We start from the raw sequence: 18,498 nt of genomic DNA on the forward strand, positions 1-18,498 counted from the left end.
CGCTGTGCGAGTTCACGCTCGCTCAGCTCGTCATCGGGAAGCTCATCGTCATCGAAATCGAGATCGCGCAGTTCGGCGTCTAACTCGAGGTCGTCAAACGGGGTGCCGCCAAGCAACTGAGCAAGCTCACGCCCGTCAACATCCGGTTCGGTAACCGGTTCGGGCGGCACCGCCGGGTCACGACGGAAGCTTGCCCCATCAAACCGGTCGCCGAGGCCCCCCGGACGGCCGTACTCTTGACCACCGTCGCTGCGATCTGAATCGCTCACGCGCTCACCTTCTCAACTGCAACTTCTAGGGCACCGTAGCTGTGCGGAATCCGCGCCCGGTCGGCTTCAGCAGCCAGCCCACCGCTGATTAGCACCTCAAGCGCGAGAGTTTCGCTCGCAATCAATTCGCGACACGACTCGAGAGCGGCCACGGCGGCATCATCGCTGCGCAGCGTCAACCGGATGCGGTCACTCACCTCAAGACCGGCAGCCTTACGCGCATCCTGTACGGCACGGATCGCATCGCGCGCGACCCCCTCGGCCGCAAGTTCAGCGGTGATCTCACTGTCAAGCACCAGGATTGAACCGTCATCAAGCAGCCCCAACAGCTTGCCCTCAAACTCGTCAGCAATCTCAAGCCGCAGCTCGTACTCACCCGCTTCAAGCACGACACCTCCCGAGGTAACCACCCCGTCGGCCACGCTCCAATCGCCCGACTTCGAACCTTTAATCGCTTGCTGCACCTGCTTACCCAAACGTGGGCCAGCCGCGCGAGCATTCACCTGCAGCACCTGCGCAACACCATATTCGGCAGCGGCAGTGTCGGTGCGGGTGCGGAATTCAACCGCGCGCACGTTGAGTTCGTCGGCCACAATCGACGCAAACTCCGATAGCTCATCGGCGCGGGTCGACAGCACTGTGAGCTGCTGCAGCGGCAACCGCACACGCAGCTGATGCTGTTTGCGCAGCGCCAACCCGCCCGAAACCACTTCGCGCACCGCATCCATCGCTGTAACCAGCTCGGCATCGGCCGGGAACTCGTCAGCATCCGGCCAATCGGTCAGATGCACCGAACGACCACCAGTGAGCCCACGCCACACGGCCTCGGTGGTGAACGGCGCCAGCGGGGCAGCAACGCGGCACACAGTTTCGAGCACGGTGTATAGCGTGTCGAACGCGGCGGTGTCGCCATCGGCCCCCACCCAGAACCGGTCGCGCGACCGGCGCACATACCAGTTGGTGAGCACGTCAGCGAAATCACGCAGCCGCGCGGTGGCACCCGAAGCATCGAGAGCTTCCAGGTCGTGCTGCACACCGACCACAAGTTCGCGCAGCTTCGCGAGAATGTAGCGGTCAAGCACATCCGCCGAGTCGACCCGGCGTTGGGCACGGTAGCCGGCCTGGTTTGGCCCATAGGCGCTATTCGCGTAAGTGGTGAAGAAATAGTAGGTCGACCACAGTGGCAGCAAGAACTGCCGGGTAGCTTCACGGATGCCCTCTTCGGTGACGATGAGGTTACCGCCGCGCAGCACCGGGCTCGACAGCAAGAACCAGCGCATCGCATCCGAGCCGTCGCGGTGGAAGACCTCGTTCACATTCGGGTAATTGCGCAGCGACTTCGACATCTTGGCACCGTCAGAGCCGAGCACGATGCCGTGCGAGATCACGCGCTTGAACGCTGGACGGTGAAAAAACGCGGTTGACAGCACGTGCATCACATAGAACCAGCCACGAGTCTGGCCGATGTACTCGACGATGAAGTCGGCCGGCGAGTGCTCCCCAAACCACTGCTCGTTCTGAAAGGGATAGTGGAATTGCGCGAACGGCATCGAACCCGAATCGAACCACACATCGAGCACATCGGGGATGCGCCGCATCATCGACTTACCCGTGGGGTCGTCGGGGTTGGGACGCACGAGGTCATCAATCGCCGGGCGGTGCAGGTCGGTGGGTCGCACCCCAAAGTCGCGTTCGAGCTCGTCGAGCGAACCGTAAACATCTATGCGCGGATAGTTGGGATCATCTGACTTCCACACCGGGATCGGCGAACCCCAGTATCGGTTGCGTGAAATCGACCAGTCGCGGGCCCCTGCCACCCACTTACCAAACTGACCGTGTTTGACGTTGTCGGGAACCCATTCGATCTGCTCGTTCAATTCGAGCATCTCGTCGCGGAAGTCGGTGACGCGCACAAACCAGCTCGAGACCGCCTTGTAGATGAGCGGCTGCTTACAGCGCCAACAGTGCGGGTACGAGTGCACATACGACTTCTGCTGCAGCAGGCGGTGCTCAGCCTTCAACTGCTGGATGAGCGGCCGGTTGGCGTCAAACACCTGCAACCCGGCCACCGGGGTGATGATGTCGAAGAAACGGCCGCCCGCATCCACCGACAGGATCGTCGGGATACCCGCCGCGTCACAGGCCAGCTTGTCGTCCTCGCCGTAGGCCGGGGCCTGATGCACCACGCCGGTGCCGTCGGTGGTGGTGACATAGTCGGCAACCAGAATCTGGAAGGCGTTTTCGGTGCCGTATTTTTCGGTATCGGTGAAGTAGTCCCACAGCGGCTGGTAGCGCATCCCGCCCAGTTCGGCACCGCTGACGGTGCGCACGATCGCTTCGCGCGCGTCAGCTTCGCTTTCGTAGCCGAGTTCTTTCGCATACGCGCCGATGCCGGCCTCGGCCAGCAAATAGTGGGCTTCACCGGCAGCGGCGCCGTCGCTGGCACCGGCGGGCCCGGCCGGCAGCACGGCATAGCTGACTTCGGGCCCCACCGCGAGCGCGAGGTTCGTTGGCAGCGTCCACGGCGTGGTCGTCCAGGCGAGCGCGCGCACACCTTCGAGGCCGGCGGCGGATGCGGCCTCGCCGGTGAGCGGGAAGGTCACGGTGACCGTGTTGTCTTGCCGGTTTTGATAGACGTCGTCGTCCATCCGCAGCTCGTGGTTCGACAGCGGAGTTTCATCGTTCCAGCAGTACGGCAGCACCCGGAACCCCTCGTAGGCCAGCCCCTGATCATAAAGCTGTTTGAACGCCCAGATCACCGACTCCATGTAGGTGATGTCGAGCGTTTTGTAGCCGCCGTCGAAGTCGACCCAGCGGCCCTGGCGCTCAACATAGTCTTCCCACTCTTGGGTGTAGCGCAGCACCGAGTCGCGGGCGGCGGCGTTGAACGCCCCAACCCCCATCTGCTCGATCTCGTCTTTGGTGGTGATACCGAGCTGTTTCATCGCCTCAATCTCGGCAGGCAGACCGTGCGTGTCCCAGCCGAACACGCGCGGCACCTGGCAGCCCCGCATTGTGAAGTAGCGCGGGAACACATCTTTCGCGTAGCCGGTGAGCAGGTGACCGTAGTGCGGCAGACCGTTCGCGAACGGCGGGCCGTCGTAGAACACCCACTCGGGGGCACCGGCACGCTGCTCAATAGAGGCGGCAAAGGTTTTGTCTTCGCGCCAGAACTCGAGCACGCGTTCTTCCAGTTCGGGGAACCGCACCGATGGGGTCACAGGCATCGCGCCCGGGCCAAAAGAGTTGGCGGGGTAAACGGGGCGGTTGCGCTCAGCCGAGTCGGTCATGAGTTGTGGTCTCCTGAAACAGTGGGGTATTAGCTGGTTCAGGGACGCTTTCGCGCGGTACCACCCCGATTGCAACGCTATCGCGTCACCGCTCGTTCGTTGGCTGTAACGGGCCAGCCCCGTTCGGTTCTACTTGGCGCACCGATTGGTGTGCGGTTCTTCCGAAGACTCCCCGTTGATAGCGGATCATCGTCAATGGCACCGAGTCTACTGGATTTCACGCAGTTCGCACGCACCATTTATGCTGCGCGAACTACAATTGAATGGCATTCGGATGTTTCGTATCGACTGCCGTGGGATACTGAAAAGACGGCCATGCGCGTCCTGACCCAACGCGCAGGTAACGGCACCGAGCGGTCGTACCGCCGTCTGACGAGCGAGAAGGCAGAGCAGCATGAATTCAACGCATACCCCGGTGAATCCCAATGACATCCCCCAGCTGTCGGCGAACCCCGACGTCAACGCCTGGGTAGTGAGTATTGCTGAACTGACCAAGCCCAATCAGGTTGTCTGGTGTGACGGGTCGGAAGCAGAGTTCAACCGCCTCACCGAAGAGATGGTCGAGCAGGGCTCGCTGATCCGCCTCAACGAAGAAAAACGCCCCGGCTCATTCTTGGCCCGTTCTGACGCCGGTGATGTTGCCCGTGTCGAGAGCCGCACCTTCATTTGTTCAGAACGTGAAGAAGATGCTGGCCCCACTAACAACTGGCGCGACCCGGTGCAGATGCGCGCAGAGTTGAAGAGTCTGTTCTCAGGCTCAATGCGTGGCCGCACCATGTATGTTGTACCGTTCGCGATGGGCCCGCTCGGCGGCAAGATCACCCAGTATGGCGTCGAGATCACCGACTCTCCCTACGTGGTGGTGTCGATGGCGCTCATGACTCGCTCGGGTACCGCGGCACTCGAATACATCAAGCCCGACACCGACTGGGTGCCCGCGCTGCATTCGGTGGGCTACCCGCTCACCGACGATGACGACAACGACCGTCCCGATGTGCCATGGCCCTGCAACTTCAAGAAGTACATCGCGCACTTCCCCGAAACCCGCGAGATCATGTCGTATGGTTCGGGCTATGGCGGCAACGCGCTGCTGGGCAAGAAATGCTTCGCGCTGCGCATCGCCTCGGTCATGGCCCGCGACGAGGGCTGGATGGCCGAGCACATGCTGCTCATCCAGGTCACCAACCCGGAGGGCAAGAAATACACCATCACCGGTGCCTTCCCCTCGGCGACCGGCAAGACCAACCTCGCCATGATGCGACCGAAGGTCGACGGTTGGAAAGTTGAAACCATCGGCGACGACATTGTCTGGATGCGCCCCGGTGACGACGGCCGGCTCTACGCCATTAACCCCGAGTTCGGGTTCTTCGGCGTCGCTCCCGGCACCGGTTACGACACTAACCCGGTTGCGATGGAAACCATCTCGAAGAACACCATCTTCACCAACGTCGCACTCACCGACGACGGTGATGTGTGGTGGGAGGGCATGACCGAAGAGCCCCCGGCACACCTCATCGACTGGCAGGGTAACGACTGGACCCCCGACTCAGACACCCCGGCAGCACACCCGAACTCGCGTTTCACCGTGCGCGCCGAGCAGTGCCCCACTATTTCACCCGACTGGGAGGCCGTTGACGGCGTGCCGGTCGACATCATCCTGTTTGGCGGCCGCCGCCGCACCAATGTGCCGCTGGTCTACCAGTCGAAAGACTGGGATCACGGCTGCTTCCTGGGCGCCACGCTGGGTTCGGAACGCACCGCCGCTGCCGAGGGTAAGGTCGGCGAACTGCGCCACGACCCGTTCGCCATGCAACCGTTCGCCGGCTACCACATGGCCGACTATTGGGGTCACTGGCTCGACATGGGCGAGCAGCTCGGTGACAAGGCACCCGCAATTTTCCAGGTGAACTGGTTCCGCCGCGCCGAAGACGGCAGCTTCTTGTGGCCCGGTTTCGGCGAAAACATCCGTGCACTCGAGTGGGCGATCCGCCGTGTCGAGGGCGAGGTTGACTACGTTGAAACCCCGATCGGTAATCTCCCCCGCATCGAAGACATCGATGTTGCGGGTATCGACGTGTCACAAGAACAGCTCGACGAACTGTTCTCGGTGCCGGTCGAGGGATGGAAGGCCGAGCTGGTCGAAACCACCAAGTATTTCCAGTCGATCGGGCCGCGAGTACCGGCCGAGCTGCTCATCCAATTGGGTGAGGTGCGTGGTGGCTTCAAAGCAATCGACTAGCGGAAGTTAACCACGGCTGAACAAGCGGGGCGGATGCGCGCAACGGACTGCGCATCCGCCCCGCTTTGGTTTTCTAGACAACAGGCTTTTCGACCGATCAGGCCACGGATCCGTCGGCCGGCGCACAGTCACCGGGTCGCTACCAGAGGCAGTGACCAAATCGCGTCACCGAAAGTTCAGACAGTCTCCACAGCTTGGCCGCGCACTGACTACGGAACCGCTGTTGAAGGGTCGTTATGTCGTTGGAAATTTTGCACGGAGAGTTGGCGGAGTTTTCACGGGCGCTCGATAACGCCGCCGCCGAGGTGTCTCCAGCAACACTGTCGGGCGCGGCCGGAACAGTTAGCACGGGGATGCCGGGTGCAGTTGCCGGTCGGGTTATGCAATCGGCAGCGACCACCTATGAGACGAACCTGCGGCAGTTTGTCACCGCGCTCAATTCGGATGCGACCGCGGCAAGCAGCTCGGACGCCGATTTCAACAGCACCGATAGCCACGGTGAGGCTACTTTCGACAATACCGCCTGGAACGAGATTGATTCGGCAGTAAACTACGACGCGAAGGACACCCGGTGATCAGCTGGTCGAGTATCCAAACCTGGAGCCCAGGCCCCCTTCAAGAGGGAGCGAGCCTCGCTCAGCACCGCGCCAATCAGCTCGACTCGGCTGCCAACGACCTCGAACGCGCCGGTGCACGTATTCAGTCAACTGGTGAAACCGCTGAGGCGGCCCGCAGATCGGCGCGTGAGCACACAAACACTGCAACGACGTTGAGTAGACAGCTCAATAGCCTCGAACGAGCACTCTCCCAGGGGTCAACTGCTGTTGCGCAATTGAACACTCAGGTGCGCAACTGCCACACCTTCGCCGCCACCACGGGCATGATCATCGCCCCAACCGGCATGGTGAGCATCGGCCCAACCGTTCGGGCAACTGCTATCGCGCAACAGGTGGCGATGCGCCTGCCCACCTATACCGCGACCCCCGCCTGGATTAAAGGAATGGCCGACCAGGCGACCCTCACCGGTATGGTTCGCGGCGCGGTCGCCTATGCGGGCGCTATTGATTCCCAACTATCAGCCGCTGTCGGTGCGGCGATGAACGCCCCGGTGACGACTTCGGCAAATGGCAGCGCGCCCAATATCCAGCTGGTATCGAACTCAATCGACCTCAGTGATGAGCTTGGCGACTCGGGTAAGAATAGGGGCAGTGGCCCGCAACTACCGCTTAACGAGAGCGACTATTGGAACCCGCCCGAAGTGAAAAACCGGGTTGATGTGGCCGAAAAAATCGACCCCAACAAGACCTTCCCGCCAGAGGGTTTCAAACTCGAACCCAACACTGCCTACACCGTGCACCAGGGCGGCAACGAGCAGATGCTGCGCGGCACCTACTACACCGACGAAAACGGCAACATCACCCACGTCGAGGCAAACGCCAGCCGCGAAAAAGGTGCGCCGCTCAACTACGACCTGCGCGAACCGGCCCCAAACACCACGTACCACGTCATGAACGCGCGGGGTGAGGGATCAACCACCTATATCACCGACAATCTCGGCCGTACCGAAACGGTCATCATCGACGACCTCGACGATAAGAAGGGTGCCCGCCATCAGGGCATCCAAAGCACGATCGGGCAGATGGGTTCGTACGAGGGCGGCAGCAAAGATTCGGGCAACAAGGTGTACGACTACAACGGTGGTCACGCGGTTGCCGCCCAGTTCGGTGGTATTCGCGAAAACATCAACCTCACCCCGCAGCTGGCCGATGTCAACCAGGCCAATAGCAATGCTGACTTCCAGAAGAACGGTCCGAACTACGGCCGGCTCGAAAACATGTGGAAAGCCGAGCTCGACAAGGGTAAAGAAGTGGATGTGGTCATCCATCACGTCTACGACAGCGACCTACAAAAACAACACAAGCTGATCGACCAGGTGCCCACGAGCTACATCGTTGATTATTCGAGCGACGGCAATATTTCGTCGACGTATGTGTTCGACAACACCCCGTAAGCGGGGCGCTGCACCGGTTGCTAAAGAAGCGGTTGATTTGAGGTCGTACGCTAGACAGCGTTCAGACGGCCGGCCACTGTACAAGCAGTAGCGAGCACGCGAATGCGACCGAGGAAGAAGGGCGGAATGGCTGAAAACGAGACTACGAGCGGCGGCTTGCTCGACCAGCGCGAGGCGCTGGTGGCGGTAGCGCGCGCGATGTGGGATGTGCTGCCGGATGAATATGACAGCGTCACCTGCACCGCAATGGTGATGGGTGGCTTCGGTGAGTACCAGCAGCAGGCGCACAGCACTGACGACAGCAAAGTGATCGGCGCCAGCTATCCGCTCATCAAGGCGGTCACCGAGCTGCGTCGAATCATGTACCGCCCCCAAACCGGCACCTGGTATACCGCGACCTTCCGCCTGGTTCGGCCCGGACAGCTCGAAACCCACTTCGACTACGACAGCGAACCCGAGTGGACCATGCAGCCATCAGACGACTCCTACCGGCAAGACGCCGAGGCCTTCCCCCGCGCCCCCGAGCACACACCCGAGTGGATGCGGGCAAAGCTTCAGAGTTCGTAACGAGAACGTCAGGTAACTCTGGCAGGCTGGAATTGGCTCGTGACTACTGAGCCGCAGCCAGCGGCATCCATGTGGCAGTGGTCGTAACGGGCCCGAACTAAGGAGTCCCCCATGAAGGCTGCTGTTGTCCGTAATTTTGGCGACAACCTCGATATCAGCGAAGTTGAACGCCCAAGCCCAGGCCCGAACCAGTTGCTCGTCAAGCTTGTTACCTCCGGTGTGTGCCACACCGACCTACATGCCGCACAGGGTGACTGGCCAGTTCGCCCCGAGCCACCATTCATCCCGGGACACGAAGGTGTCGGCATCGTCGAAGAGGTCGGCGAAGGCGTCGACGACTTCAAAGTTGGCGACATGGTCGGCAACGCGTGGCTGTGGAGTGCGTGCGGTAAGTGCGAATACTGCCGTAAAGGATGGGAAACCGTTTGCGACTCGGTCGTCAACGGTGGATACACCGCCAATGGCTCGTTCAGTGAATACATGGTCGTAGACGCACGCTACGCGCCCCGTATCCCGGAGGGTGTCGACCCGGTCGAGGCCGCTCCGATCCTCTGCGCCGGTGTCACCGTCTACAAGGCGATTAAAGAGACCGAAGCAAAACCAGGTCAGTGGATCGTGATTTCGGGCATCGGCGGCCTTGGCCACATTGCAGTGCAGTACGCGGTTGCCATGGGTCTGCGTGTAGTTGCCGTAGACGTCGCCGACGACAAGCTCGAGCTTGCCAAGAAACACGGTGCTGAGGCGGTCGTTAACGCGGCCACTGAAGATCCGGGCGAAAAGGTCAAAGAGATCACCGACGGCGGCGCTCATGGAATCGTCGTGACCGCGGTGCACCCGAAGGCGTTCAGCCAGGCGATCGCTATGTGCCGCAAGCTGGGCACCATTGTTTTCGTGGGGCTTCCCCCGGGGGCCACCGAAGTCGAAATCTTCTGGGTGGTGCTGCTGCGTCTCACCATCCGCGGCTCGATCGTGGGCACCCGTCAGGATATGGAAGAGGCCCTCGACTTCTTTGCACGCGGCAAGATCAAACCGACCGTTGCAACTCGTAAGCTCGACGAGATCAACGATATCTTCGACACCATGAAACAAGGCGGCATCGACGGTCGTTTGGTCATCGACTACCGCTAGTCCACAAAATCACAAGACCGGAGGTGCGATACTTGCGGGAGCACACCTCCGGTCTTGTGTCGGCATCGCAGGTTGCCCGTCCGGCACTCACCCGAGGCATAACCGGCCCGCATTGGCACCACTCGAACACGGAGTCAAAGAGCGACTCTCTTCACGCTGAGGAGCATTGAGACGAAATGCCAGCCTATGAAATCCTCGCCATTGTTGGGTTTGTTTTACACGCCGCAGTAGCAATCATCGCGCTGGTGAGCTTGCACCGGGCACTTGACTCGCTGACGCTCGGCAGCGTGGTGTTCTGGTTCGCATTCATCGTGTTTACGCCGCTATTGGGGGCACTCGCCTGGTTCGCGTTCGGCAAACCTTCCGACAAACACAAGCCCACTCGCTAACCTGTTCATTCCGAAGCTACCCAACCGCTGACGGCCCTCGGGTAGGCTTGGCGCCAGTGCAAATTCAGGCACCCCGAACTCGGTGCCGTCGATAGTGAAAGGCTGCGATGTCGAACGCAAACCTCCCCGATAAGCCAGCTCTCGAAGGCCTCGAGGAGAAGTGGGGCAACGTCTGGGAAACCGATGGCACATACCGCTTCGACCGTGAGGGTGCCACCCGCGACACCGTCTACTCGGTCGACACTCCCCCGCCAACCGCATCCGGTTCACTGCACATCGGGCACGTATTTAGCTACACCCACACCGATGTGGTTGCCCGCTACCAGCGCATGACCGGTAAGCGCGTGTTCTACCCGATGGGTTGGGACGACAACGGTCTGCCCACCGAGCGTCGCGTACAGAACTACTACGGCGTGCGCTGCGACCCGTCACTGCCGTACGTCGAGAACTTCGTACCCCCGCACGAGGGCGGTGATGGCAAGAGCATCAAGGCAGCCGACCAGCAGCCAATCTCGCGCCGCAACTTCATCGAACTGTGCGAAAAACTCACCATCGAGGATGAACGTGCTTTCGAAGATCTGTGGCGCAAGCTCGGTCTCTCGGTCGACTGGACCCAGACCTACCGCACCATTGAAGATTCGAGCCGCCGCGCATCCCAGCTCGCGTTCATCCGCAACATTGAACGTGGCGAGGCATACCAGGACATGGCCCCGACGCTGTGGGACGTGACCTTCCGCACCGCAGTCGCGCAGGCCGAACTCGAAGATCGCGAGCAGCCAGGTGCCTACCACCGGCTCGCCTTCCACGGCGCCGACGGCAACGACATTTTTATCGAAACCACTCGCCCCGAGCTGCTGCCGGCCTGTGTGGCACTCGTGGCGCATCCCGACGATGAGCGCTACCAGGCACTATTTGGCACCACCGCCCGCACCCCGCTATTTGACGTCGAGGTACCCGTGCTCGCGCACCCGCTCGCCCAGCAAGACAAGGGCTCGGGTATCGCAATGATCTGTACCTTCGGTGATGTCACCGACGTGGTGTGGTGGCGTGAGCTGAAGCTGCCGAACCGATCCATCCTGGGCGAAGACGGTCGCATCATGGATGCCATGCCCGAGGCCATCACCAGCGAAACCGGTCGCGCCGTGTACGCCGAAATGGTTGGCAAAACCGTTTTTAGTGCCAAGAAGATCGTCGTCGAGGCGCTGCAAGAATCGGGCGAGATGATCGGCGAACCCCGCAAGATCACCCACCCGGTGAAGTTTTTCGAAAAGGGCGACCGCCCCCTCGAAATTGTTTCGACCCGCCAGTGGTACGTCGCCAACGGCGCCAATGACGAGCAGCTGCGCGCGCGACTGCTCGAACACGGCCGCAACCTCGACTTCGTGCCCGAGTTCATGCGCGTGCGCTACGAAAACTGGGTCGAGGGGCTTTCAGGTGACTGGCTCATCTCGCGCCAGCGCTTTTTCGGTGTGCCGATCCCGGTGTGGTACCCGATCGACGCCGATGGTGTCGTCAACTACGACTCACCGCTGCTGCCGAGCGAGGCACAGCTGCCGGTCGACCCCTCAACCGACGCTCCCGAGGGCTATTCCGAGGCGCAGCGCGGTGAACCCGGCGGGTTCGTCGGCGAGGTGGATGTGATGGACACCTGGATGACCTCGTCACTCACCCCGCAGCTGGCCGGTGGTTGGGAGCGCGACCCCGAACTGTGGCAGCTCGTGTCGCCGTACGACGTGCGTCCCCAGGGCCAGGACATCATCCGCACCTGGCTGTTTTCGACGCTGCTGCGCAGCGAACTCGAAGACGGCAAGCTGCCCTGGCGTCACGCGACGATTTCGGGGTTCATCGTCGACCCCGACCGCAAGAAGATGTCGAAGTCGAAGGGCAATGTGGTGACCCCGGCGGGGCTGCTTGAGCAGCACGGTTCGGATGCGGTGCGCTACTGGGCAGCGTCGAGTCGACTCGGCACCGACGCGGCTTTCGACCCGCAGCGGCCCACCCAGATCAAGATCGGCCGGCGCCTGGCGATCAAGGTGCTGAACGCCGCCAAGCTCGCACTGGGCTTCGACGCTGCCGGCGCCGACTCGCTCGAGGTGATTACGAACCCGCTTGATCTGGCGATGCTCGCCGAGCTGCGCGGCGTGGTCGAATCGGCCACGCGGGCTTTCAACGAGTTCAACCACGCCCGCGCGCTGGAAGTGACCGAGACGTTTTTCTGGACGTTCTGTGACGACTATCTCGAGCTCGTGAAGGAGCGCGCTTACGGCGACGATGCTGCCGCCCGCACCTCGGCGGTGGCGGCAATGCGCACCGCGATCAATGTGCTGCTGCGGCTGTTTGCGCCGGTGCTGCCGTTTGCCACCGAAGAGGTGTGGTCATGGTGGCAGGAGGGCTCGGTGCACCGCGCCAGCTGGCCCACCGTCGATGAGCTGCCCGCCGACGGCGATGCGCAGCTGCTCGACCTCACCTCGCGGGCGCTGACGAACATCCGCGGCACCAAGACCGACGCCAAGGTGTCGCAGAAGACCCCGCTTTTGAGCGTGACGGTTGCGGGTACCGCCGACGAGATCGCACTGCTTGAGGGTGCTGCCGGCGACCTCGCCGCGGTGGGTCGCATCGTCGAACTCAACCTCGCTGCCGACGCCGATGAACTCACCGTTCGGGATGCGGTGCTCGGCGAGGCCTTGCAGAAGTAGCTCGGCAGGGTTCGGGCTGGTTGTCGCCGGCCCGAACCCTCGTTTTCGATCGTTGGCTCACTCATGAAAGCTGCTTAGAATGACGGCAGCGCTTCTAGACACAGGACTATGACTTCACCCACCAATTACTCGCGATCGGCTCACCGCATGCAGGCAGAGCGAATTGCTCCGGTGCTGCGCCCGCTCACCCAAGACGACTTCTTTTCGTGGGTGGCGCTGTTGGCCGAGTCGCTGGAAGTAAACGGGATGTCGTACCGTGACGAGATCGCGCTGCGCATCTGGCAGCAGCTCGGTTTCGGCACCCAGCCGAACCAGCGCTCGCAGCTCGAGGCGGTCGTGGCCGACCGCTCGGGCAACCTCATCGGCCTGGCGCTGCTGCTGCCCTCGCTCTCGCTGACCACCGGGGCCGTGACCCTGGATGTGCAGCTCGCCTATGTGCACCGTGCTCACCGCGACGAGGCTGCCGCCCGCGCCCTCATCGACGAGATTCAGCGGCGGGCTCACGAACTCGGCGTCACCGAGGTGCGCTGGCTCGCAGCCGACGAGACGCTGCTGCGCATCGCCGGCGCCGGGCGCGCTGCCGAGCTGACCGTCTACGAGAACCAGCTCGACTAGATCCGACGGCAATGAGAATCGGAACGCGCTGGGCTGCCGACGCTCCCCCGCCGCCGAGCGTGCCGGAGGCGCTGGCCGCGGCAATCGCCGCCACTGGCCTTCGCAGCGGCTCGTGGACGCTCACCTGGCTCGAGGGACGGGCCGTTGCCGATCACTCGGGCGGCACGCATCTGGAGGTGGCCCCGAGCGGCACCGTCACCGGCGAAGACGAGCTGTTTGCCGAGGATAACGACTGGCTGAGCTGAGCCGCGCGGCCTGAGCCCTGGAACCGCCTGCTCACTTGCTGAAAACGGCCGAAAACTCAGCCACTAGGCTCAAACCCATGTCAGAAGCACAGCTTGATTCATCGAACCCGTTTGCAGCACCATCCCCGCTGCCATACGAACTGCCGCAGTTCGCCGAGATCCGCGACGAACACTTCCGCCCCGCGCTCGACGCCGGGCTCGAGCAGCACCGCGCCGAAGTTGCCGCGATCGCTGCCGCCACCGAACCTGCCACTTTCGAGAACACCATCGCTGCGCTCGAGCGCGCCGGCCAGCTGCTGAACCGCGTCTGCCACGCCTTCTGGGCGCTCAGCTCCAGCGACGCCACCGAGTTCATGACGCAGCTCGACGCCGAATACAGCCCAAAGCTCACCGCGCACTTCGACGCCATCCAGCTCAACGAAAAGCTGTTTGCCCGCATCACCGAGGTGTACAAAAAGCGCCACGAGCTCGACCTCACGCCCGAACAGCTGCACCTGGTTGAACAGCTACACCTGCGCTACCAGCTCGCCGGTGCCGCGCTCGATGCCGCCGATAAGCAGCGCCTGCCACCATTAACGAACGCATCTCTGAACTCAACACAAAGTTTCAGGCGAATCTGCTCGCCGACACCAATGAGCGCGCCGTACTTGTCACTGAGGAGGCTGAGCTCGACGGGCTCGGTGATGATGAGCGTGCCTCGGCCGCACAGGCCGCCACCGCCGCCGGGCACGATGGCGCCTGGCTCATCACCCTGCCGCTGAACACCGGCCACCCGTGGCTTGCCCAGCTGCGCAACCGCGAGCTGCGCGACCATATCCACGCCGCCTCCCTCGCCCGCGCCAGCGCGGGCGCACACGGTAACGCCGATGTTGTGCTCGAGATCGTGCGGCTGCGTGCCGAGCGCGCCGAGCTACTGGGCTTTGCCACCGCCGCCGAAGAAACCTCCGCCGACTCGACCGCCGGTTCTGCCGCGGCGATCGCCGAGCGGCTGCGGCTGCTGGCGCCGCCTGCCGTGCGCAATGCCGCGCGCGAACTCGCCACGCTGCAGGAGTTTGCCGATGAGCAGCAGCGAAATCAGGGCGCCGAGCCGTTCCAGCTGGCGGCACACGACTGGATGTTCTATGCCGAACAGGTGCGCGAGCGCGACTTTGAGATCGACACCGCTGCCATGCAGCCCTATTTCGAGATGAACCGGGTGCTCGTTGACGGCGCGTTTGCCGCCGCGACGATGGTGTACGGCATCATCTTCAAGCCCCGCCCCGACCTCGAGGGCTACAGCCCGGATGTGCAGGTGTTCGAGGTGCTCGACCACGACGGCACCGGCCTCGGACTGTTCCTCTTCGACCCCTATGCGCGGCCGGTGAAGCGCGGCGGCGCCTGGATGTCGAGCTTCGTCGAGCAGAGCGAGCTGCTCGACCAGCGGGCCGTGGTGTTCAACGTGCACAATGTGCCGAAGCCACCGGCCGGTTCGCCGACGCTCCTCACCCTCGACGAGGTCGAGACGGTGTTCCATGAGCTCGGGCACGCGCTGCACGGGCTGCTCGCCCACACCGTCTATCCCTCGCACTCGGGCACGAACGTCAAGCGCGACTTCGTCGAATACCCCAGCCAGGTCAACGAAATGTGGATGCTGCACCCGCTGGTGCTGCCCCGCTACGCCGTGCACCACGTCACCGGCGAACCGATGCCGGCCGAGTGGGTCGAGCGGCTGCAGCGCGCATCGCAGTTCAACGAGGGGTTCATGACCACCGAATACCTCGCCGCGGCGATCCTCGACCAGGCCTGGCACTCGCTCAGCCGTGCCGAGGCCGAGGCGGTGCACGATGTGGCCGCGTTCGAGCGCGAGGCCCTCGAAGCGGCCGGGGTGCTCGTCGCTGAGGTACCGTGCCGCTACTCCACCTGCTACTTCCAGCACATCTTCGCCGGCGGATATGTGGCGGGCTACTACGGCTATATCTGGTCGGAGGTGTTCGATGCGGCCACCTCCGAGCGCTTCGCGGCGCTGGGTGAGGATGCGGCGGCAATTCGACAGCTCGGCGAACGTTTCCGCAGCACGATTCTGGGCCCCGGCGGTTCGCGGGATGCGCTCGAGACGGTGCGCGAATTCTTCGATGGCGAGCCGAGCATCGAGCCGCTGCTGCGCCGGCGCGGCCTGCAGTAGGAGCGACCCGCGGCGGCGGTGTCGTGATCGGTACCGCCGCCGGGGCCTGAGCCGGTAGCCGCAGCTGGTCGCATCAATCCACCTTCGAATAGCAAAGGGCCGGTGTGCCGCACCCCTCTCGGGGGCCGCGCACCGGCCCCGCGCGCTATCAGCCAAGTATTCGGTCGACCCTGCGCGCTGTCGGTCTAGTACTCGAAGTCGCAGGCGATGTCGATCTCAAACTTGACGGTGGTGGCATCGGAGCCGAAGCCCTGCCGCCCCTCACCCGTCACCCGAGCGCGTCCGTTCTGGTAGTCGATGGTGATCTTGGCGCCGTCCTTATCCGAGTAGTTCACATTGTTGGTCGAGTCTTCACTGAAGATCATCGCCGTGGTGACGTTGCCGTTCGTCTCAGCCTGCACATAGAACGTGGCGCTAGACTCGTCGCTATTGACATCCCACTTCGCGTCGAGCCCGGTGATCAAAATCGAGGCGTCTTTCGAGCAGCTGGTGTCCCACTCGATCGATGAGAGGTCGGTGTTCCCAAAACGCACCACATCGCCGTTGCTCGAACCGCCACCGCCGCTCGAGCCACCGCCGCCGCTGTTCGCGCCGGGGTCGGGGGTCGACCCACCGCCACCGCCGCCGCCGCTATTGCCGCCGCCGCTGCCTGAGTCGCCGAACGGGAGCATCCCGCCCTTGCCACTCGAGCTGGCGTTATTGCTCTTCTTCGAGTTCGAGCCCGACCCCGAATCCGAGCCGCCTTCGCCGCCCGAGCAGGCGCTCAGCCCGATCACCAGCGGCACCGTTGCCAGCAGCGCGAGCGCCTTCTGCGTGCGAAGCTTGTCAACCACGGGAGTATCCTCTCCAACTTGTTCTCGCAGGAATCCGTGTGCATCATGCTACCGAGGCGACCGGTTAATGGAACCATTCGCTCGGGTTGCGGCGGTCAATCACAAGGATGACTCTCGACGCGCTACTTATCGAGGTCGCAGGTGAACTCGGCGGTGTAGAGCGTATCGGCGGTGCGTTCGGCGCCCTCGGGAGAGTACGAGATGCCGCGGCCATCCGAGATGATCCTGGCCCCGTCAATGGTGAAGGTACCGTTGCCCTGGCCGCCGCCGGGCGTAACCGTCAGCCCGGTCTTCGAGGCGTGCCCGCCCGATGCGGGGCCATAGCTGAAGGTAAACGACAGCAGCTGATCGCTACCGCTGGCCAGCAGCATAAAGACATACTGCTTGCCGTCGCGCTCGGCGGTGCCGAGCACCGAGGGTGCGCCGTCGAGACCGCCGCAGGTCACATCCCAATCGAGCGCCGAGAAGTCGCTGCCACCGATACGCAGGGCGTCAACGCGTGGCGGTTTCTTGGCGGTTTCGGATGCGCTGGGTTCGGCCCCGGTAATGGTTGGCGCGCCCGTCGGCTCATTCACGGTGGGCTCGGGATTGGCGGTGAGTTCGGGAGTCTCGGCCGGCTGCGTCGAGGTGGGCGACTGGGTGCGCGGATCCTCAACCGCGATCGGCGACGCCGTGCATCCGGCGGTCAACAGCGCAGCCACAACCGCGAACGCGGTGGCAGCGAGGGCTCGTGCGGGCTGGCTCGTCATCGGCGAAACCGCACTAGGCGGTCTTCCCCTTCCGCGCGTTCGTGGGCTTCGGCAGGATCGTGGGCGCAGCGTTACGGTGCACCACATCAGCGGTGATCGATACCTTCGCCACATCATCGCGCGATGGAATATCAAACATGATCGGGCCGAGCACCTCTTCGAGAATGGCGCGCAGACCGCGAGCGCCCGTCTTCCGTGCCACCGCCAGATCGGCGATCTCCTGCAGCGCCGCATCGTCGAACTCGAGCTCGACCTCGTCGAGCTCAAACATGCGCTGGTACTGCTTGACCAGTGCATTGCGAGGTTCGACGAGGATGCGCACGAGCGCGTCGCGATCGAGCGGCTCGACGGTGGTGATCACCGGCAGTCGGCCAATGAACTCGGGGATGAGCCCGAACTTGTGGAGATCCTCGGGTTCAACGTCACCGAAAACGTTGTCGACGGTACTCGGCGAGTGAAGCGGCGAGCCAAAGCCGATGCCCTTCTTGCCGGCGCGCGACGAAATGATCTCTTCGAGCCCCGCGAACGCACCGGCGCAAATGAACAGCACATTGGTCGTGTCGATTTCAATGAAATCTTGTTGTGGATGCTTGCGGCCACCCTGCGGGGGAACCGAGGCCGTGGTGCCCTCAATAATTTTGAGCAGTGCCTGTTGCACGCCCTCGCCCGAAACGTCACGGGTGATCGAGGGGTTCTCGGCCTTGCGGGCAATCTTGTCGATCTCGTCGATATAGACGATACCGGTTTCAGCACGCTGCACATCGAAGTCGGCGGCCTGCAGCAGCTTCAGCAGGATGTTCTCGACATCTTCACCCACATACCCGGCCTCGGTGAGCGAGGTGGCGTCGGCAACCGCAAAGGGCACATTGAGGCGGCGCGCAAGCGATTGGGCGAGATAGGTCTTGCCGGTGCCGGTGGGGCCGATCAGCAGGATGTTCGACTTGGCGATCTCAATCGCCTCGCTGTCGTCATCGGCCTGGTCTTTCGGGGTTTCGGCGTGCCGGATGCGCTTGTAGTGGTTGTAGACCGCCACCGACAGTGCGCGCTTGGCGTCTTCCTGCCCCACCACATAGTTCTGCAAGAACTCATAGATATCGCGCGGCTTGGGCAGATCGAACTCGGCGACCGCCTCGGGCTGCTGTTCGCTCATCCGTTCGCGGATAATCTCGTTGCACAGTTCGACACACTCGTCGCAGATATAGACACCGGGGCCGGCAATCAGCTGCTGCACCTGCTTCTGGCTCTTGCCACAAAACGAGCACTTCAGCAGATCGCTACCCTCACCGATGCGTGCCATGAAAACCTC

15 protein-coding genes are annotated in these 18,498 nt (G+C 62.9%); 11 read left to right on the forward strand and 4 right to left on the reverse strand.

Going from position 1 to position 18,498, the window contains the following annotated elements:
* Positions 1–265: 265 nt before the first annotated feature.
* A complete protein-coding gene (gene ileS / locus RQ865_RS07035) occupies positions 266–3,559 on the reverse strand; it encodes an isoleucine--tRNA ligase (RefSeq protein WP_399521812.1) in 3,294 nt (1,097 codons plus the stop codon).
* A gap of 394 nt (positions 3,560–3,953) precedes the next feature.
* Here ileS and RQ865_RS07040 point away from each other — a divergent pair, with 394 nt between their 5' ends.
* The 11 genes from RQ865_RS07040 (at position 3,954) to RQ865_RS07090 (ending at position 15,610) form a co-directional block, all read left to right on the forward strand.
* Complete coding sequence (locus RQ865_RS07040) at positions 3,954–5,798, forward strand: phosphoenolpyruvate carboxykinase (GTP) (protein ID WP_311478452.1); 1,845 nt, start codon at positions 3,954–3,956, stop codon at positions 5,796–5,798.
* Positions 5,799–6,034: 236 nt separating this feature from the next.
* Positions 6,035–6,373, forward strand: coding sequence for a hypothetical protein (locus RQ865_RS07045; RefSeq protein ID WP_311478454.1), 339 nt, complete (start codon positions 6,035–6,037; stop codon positions 6,371–6,373).
* The gene (locus RQ865_RS07050; protein ID WP_311478456.1) at positions 6,370–7,809 is read left to right on the forward strand and encodes a DNA/RNA non-specific endonuclease; all 1,440 of its coding nucleotides are present in this window, start codon (positions 6,370–6,372) and stop codon (positions 7,807–7,809) included. Before RQ865_RS07045 ends, RQ865_RS07050 begins: the two co-directional genes overlap by 4 nt.
* Before the next feature lie 126 nt (positions 7,810–7,935).
* Positions 7,936–8,376 carry a hypothetical protein gene (locus tag RQ865_RS07055; RefSeq protein WP_311478457.1) on the forward strand — a complete coding sequence of 147 codons (441 nt, stop codon included), beginning with the start codon at positions 7,936–7,938 and terminating at the stop codon, positions 8,374–8,376.
* 111 nt (positions 8,377–8,487) lie between these two features.
* Positions 8,488–9,504 (forward strand): alcohol dehydrogenase AdhP, encoded by a 1,017-nt coding sequence (gene adhP / locus RQ865_RS07060; protein WP_311478458.1) that lies wholly within the window; start codon positions 8,488–8,490, stop codon positions 9,502–9,504.
* A 176-nt stretch (positions 9,505–9,680) separates the two neighbouring features.
* The gene (locus tag RQ865_RS07065) at positions 9,681–9,893 is read left to right on the forward strand and encodes a PLDc N-terminal domain-containing protein (RefSeq protein WP_311478459.1); all 213 of its coding nucleotides are present in this window, start codon (positions 9,681–9,683) and stop codon (positions 9,891–9,893) included.
* A 107-nt stretch (positions 9,894–10,000) separates the two neighbouring features.
* Complete coding sequence (gene valS, locus RQ865_RS07070) at positions 10,001–12,589, forward strand: valine--tRNA ligase (protein ID WP_311478460.1); 2,589 nt, start codon at positions 10,001–10,003, stop codon at positions 12,587–12,589.
* A gap of 147 nt (positions 12,590–12,736) precedes the next feature.
* Complete coding sequence (locus RQ865_RS07075) at positions 12,737–13,204, forward strand: hypothetical protein (protein WP_311478461.1); 468 nt, start codon at positions 12,737–12,739, stop codon at positions 13,202–13,204.
* A gap of 11 nt (positions 13,205–13,215) precedes the next feature.
* Positions 13,216–13,449, forward strand: a complete 234-nt coding sequence (locus RQ865_RS07080) for a hypothetical protein (protein ID WP_311478463.1) — start codon at positions 13,216–13,218, stop codon at positions 13,447–13,449.
* A 77-nt stretch (positions 13,450–13,526) separates the two neighbouring features.
* Positions 13,527–14,210 (forward strand): hypothetical protein, encoded by a 684-nt coding sequence (locus RQ865_RS07085; RefSeq protein ID WP_311478464.1) that lies wholly within the window; start codon positions 13,527–13,529, stop codon positions 14,208–14,210.
* A 53-nt stretch (positions 14,211–14,263) separates the two neighbouring features.
* On the forward strand, positions 14,264–15,610 hold the full coding sequence (locus tag RQ865_RS07090; RefSeq protein WP_311478490.1) for a M3 family metallopeptidase: 1,347 nt from the start codon (positions 14,264–14,266) through the stop codon (positions 15,608–15,610).
* Between the two features lie 185 nt (positions 15,611–15,795).
* Here RQ865_RS07090 and RQ865_RS07095 read toward each other — a convergent pair whose 3' ends face one another.
* The 3 genes from RQ865_RS07095 to clpX all read right to left on the reverse strand — a co-directional run bounded on the left by RQ865_RS07095 (position 15,796) and on the right by clpX (position 18,489).
* On the reverse strand, positions 15,796–16,443 hold the full coding sequence (locus tag RQ865_RS07095; RefSeq protein WP_311478466.1) for a hypothetical protein: 648 nt from the start codon (positions 16,441–16,443) through the stop codon (positions 15,796–15,798).
* Between the two features lie 122 nt (positions 16,444–16,565).
* Complete coding sequence (locus tag RQ865_RS07100) at positions 16,566–17,192, reverse strand: hypothetical protein (protein ID WP_311478467.1); 627 nt, start codon at positions 17,190–17,192, stop codon at positions 16,566–16,568.
* A gap of 13 nt (positions 17,193–17,205) precedes the next feature.
* Positions 17,206–18,489, reverse strand: coding sequence for an ATP-dependent Clp protease ATP-binding subunit ClpX (clpX, locus tag RQ865_RS07105; RefSeq protein ID WP_311478469.1), 1,284 nt, complete (start codon positions 18,487–18,489; stop codon positions 17,206–17,208).
* Between the last annotated feature and the right edge of the window lie 9 nt (positions 18,490–18,498).

It is taken from the genome of uncultured Gulosibacter sp. (assembly GCF_963509965.1).
Classification (GTDB): Bacteria; Actinomycetota; Actinomycetes; order Actinomycetales; family Microbacteriaceae; genus Gulosibacter.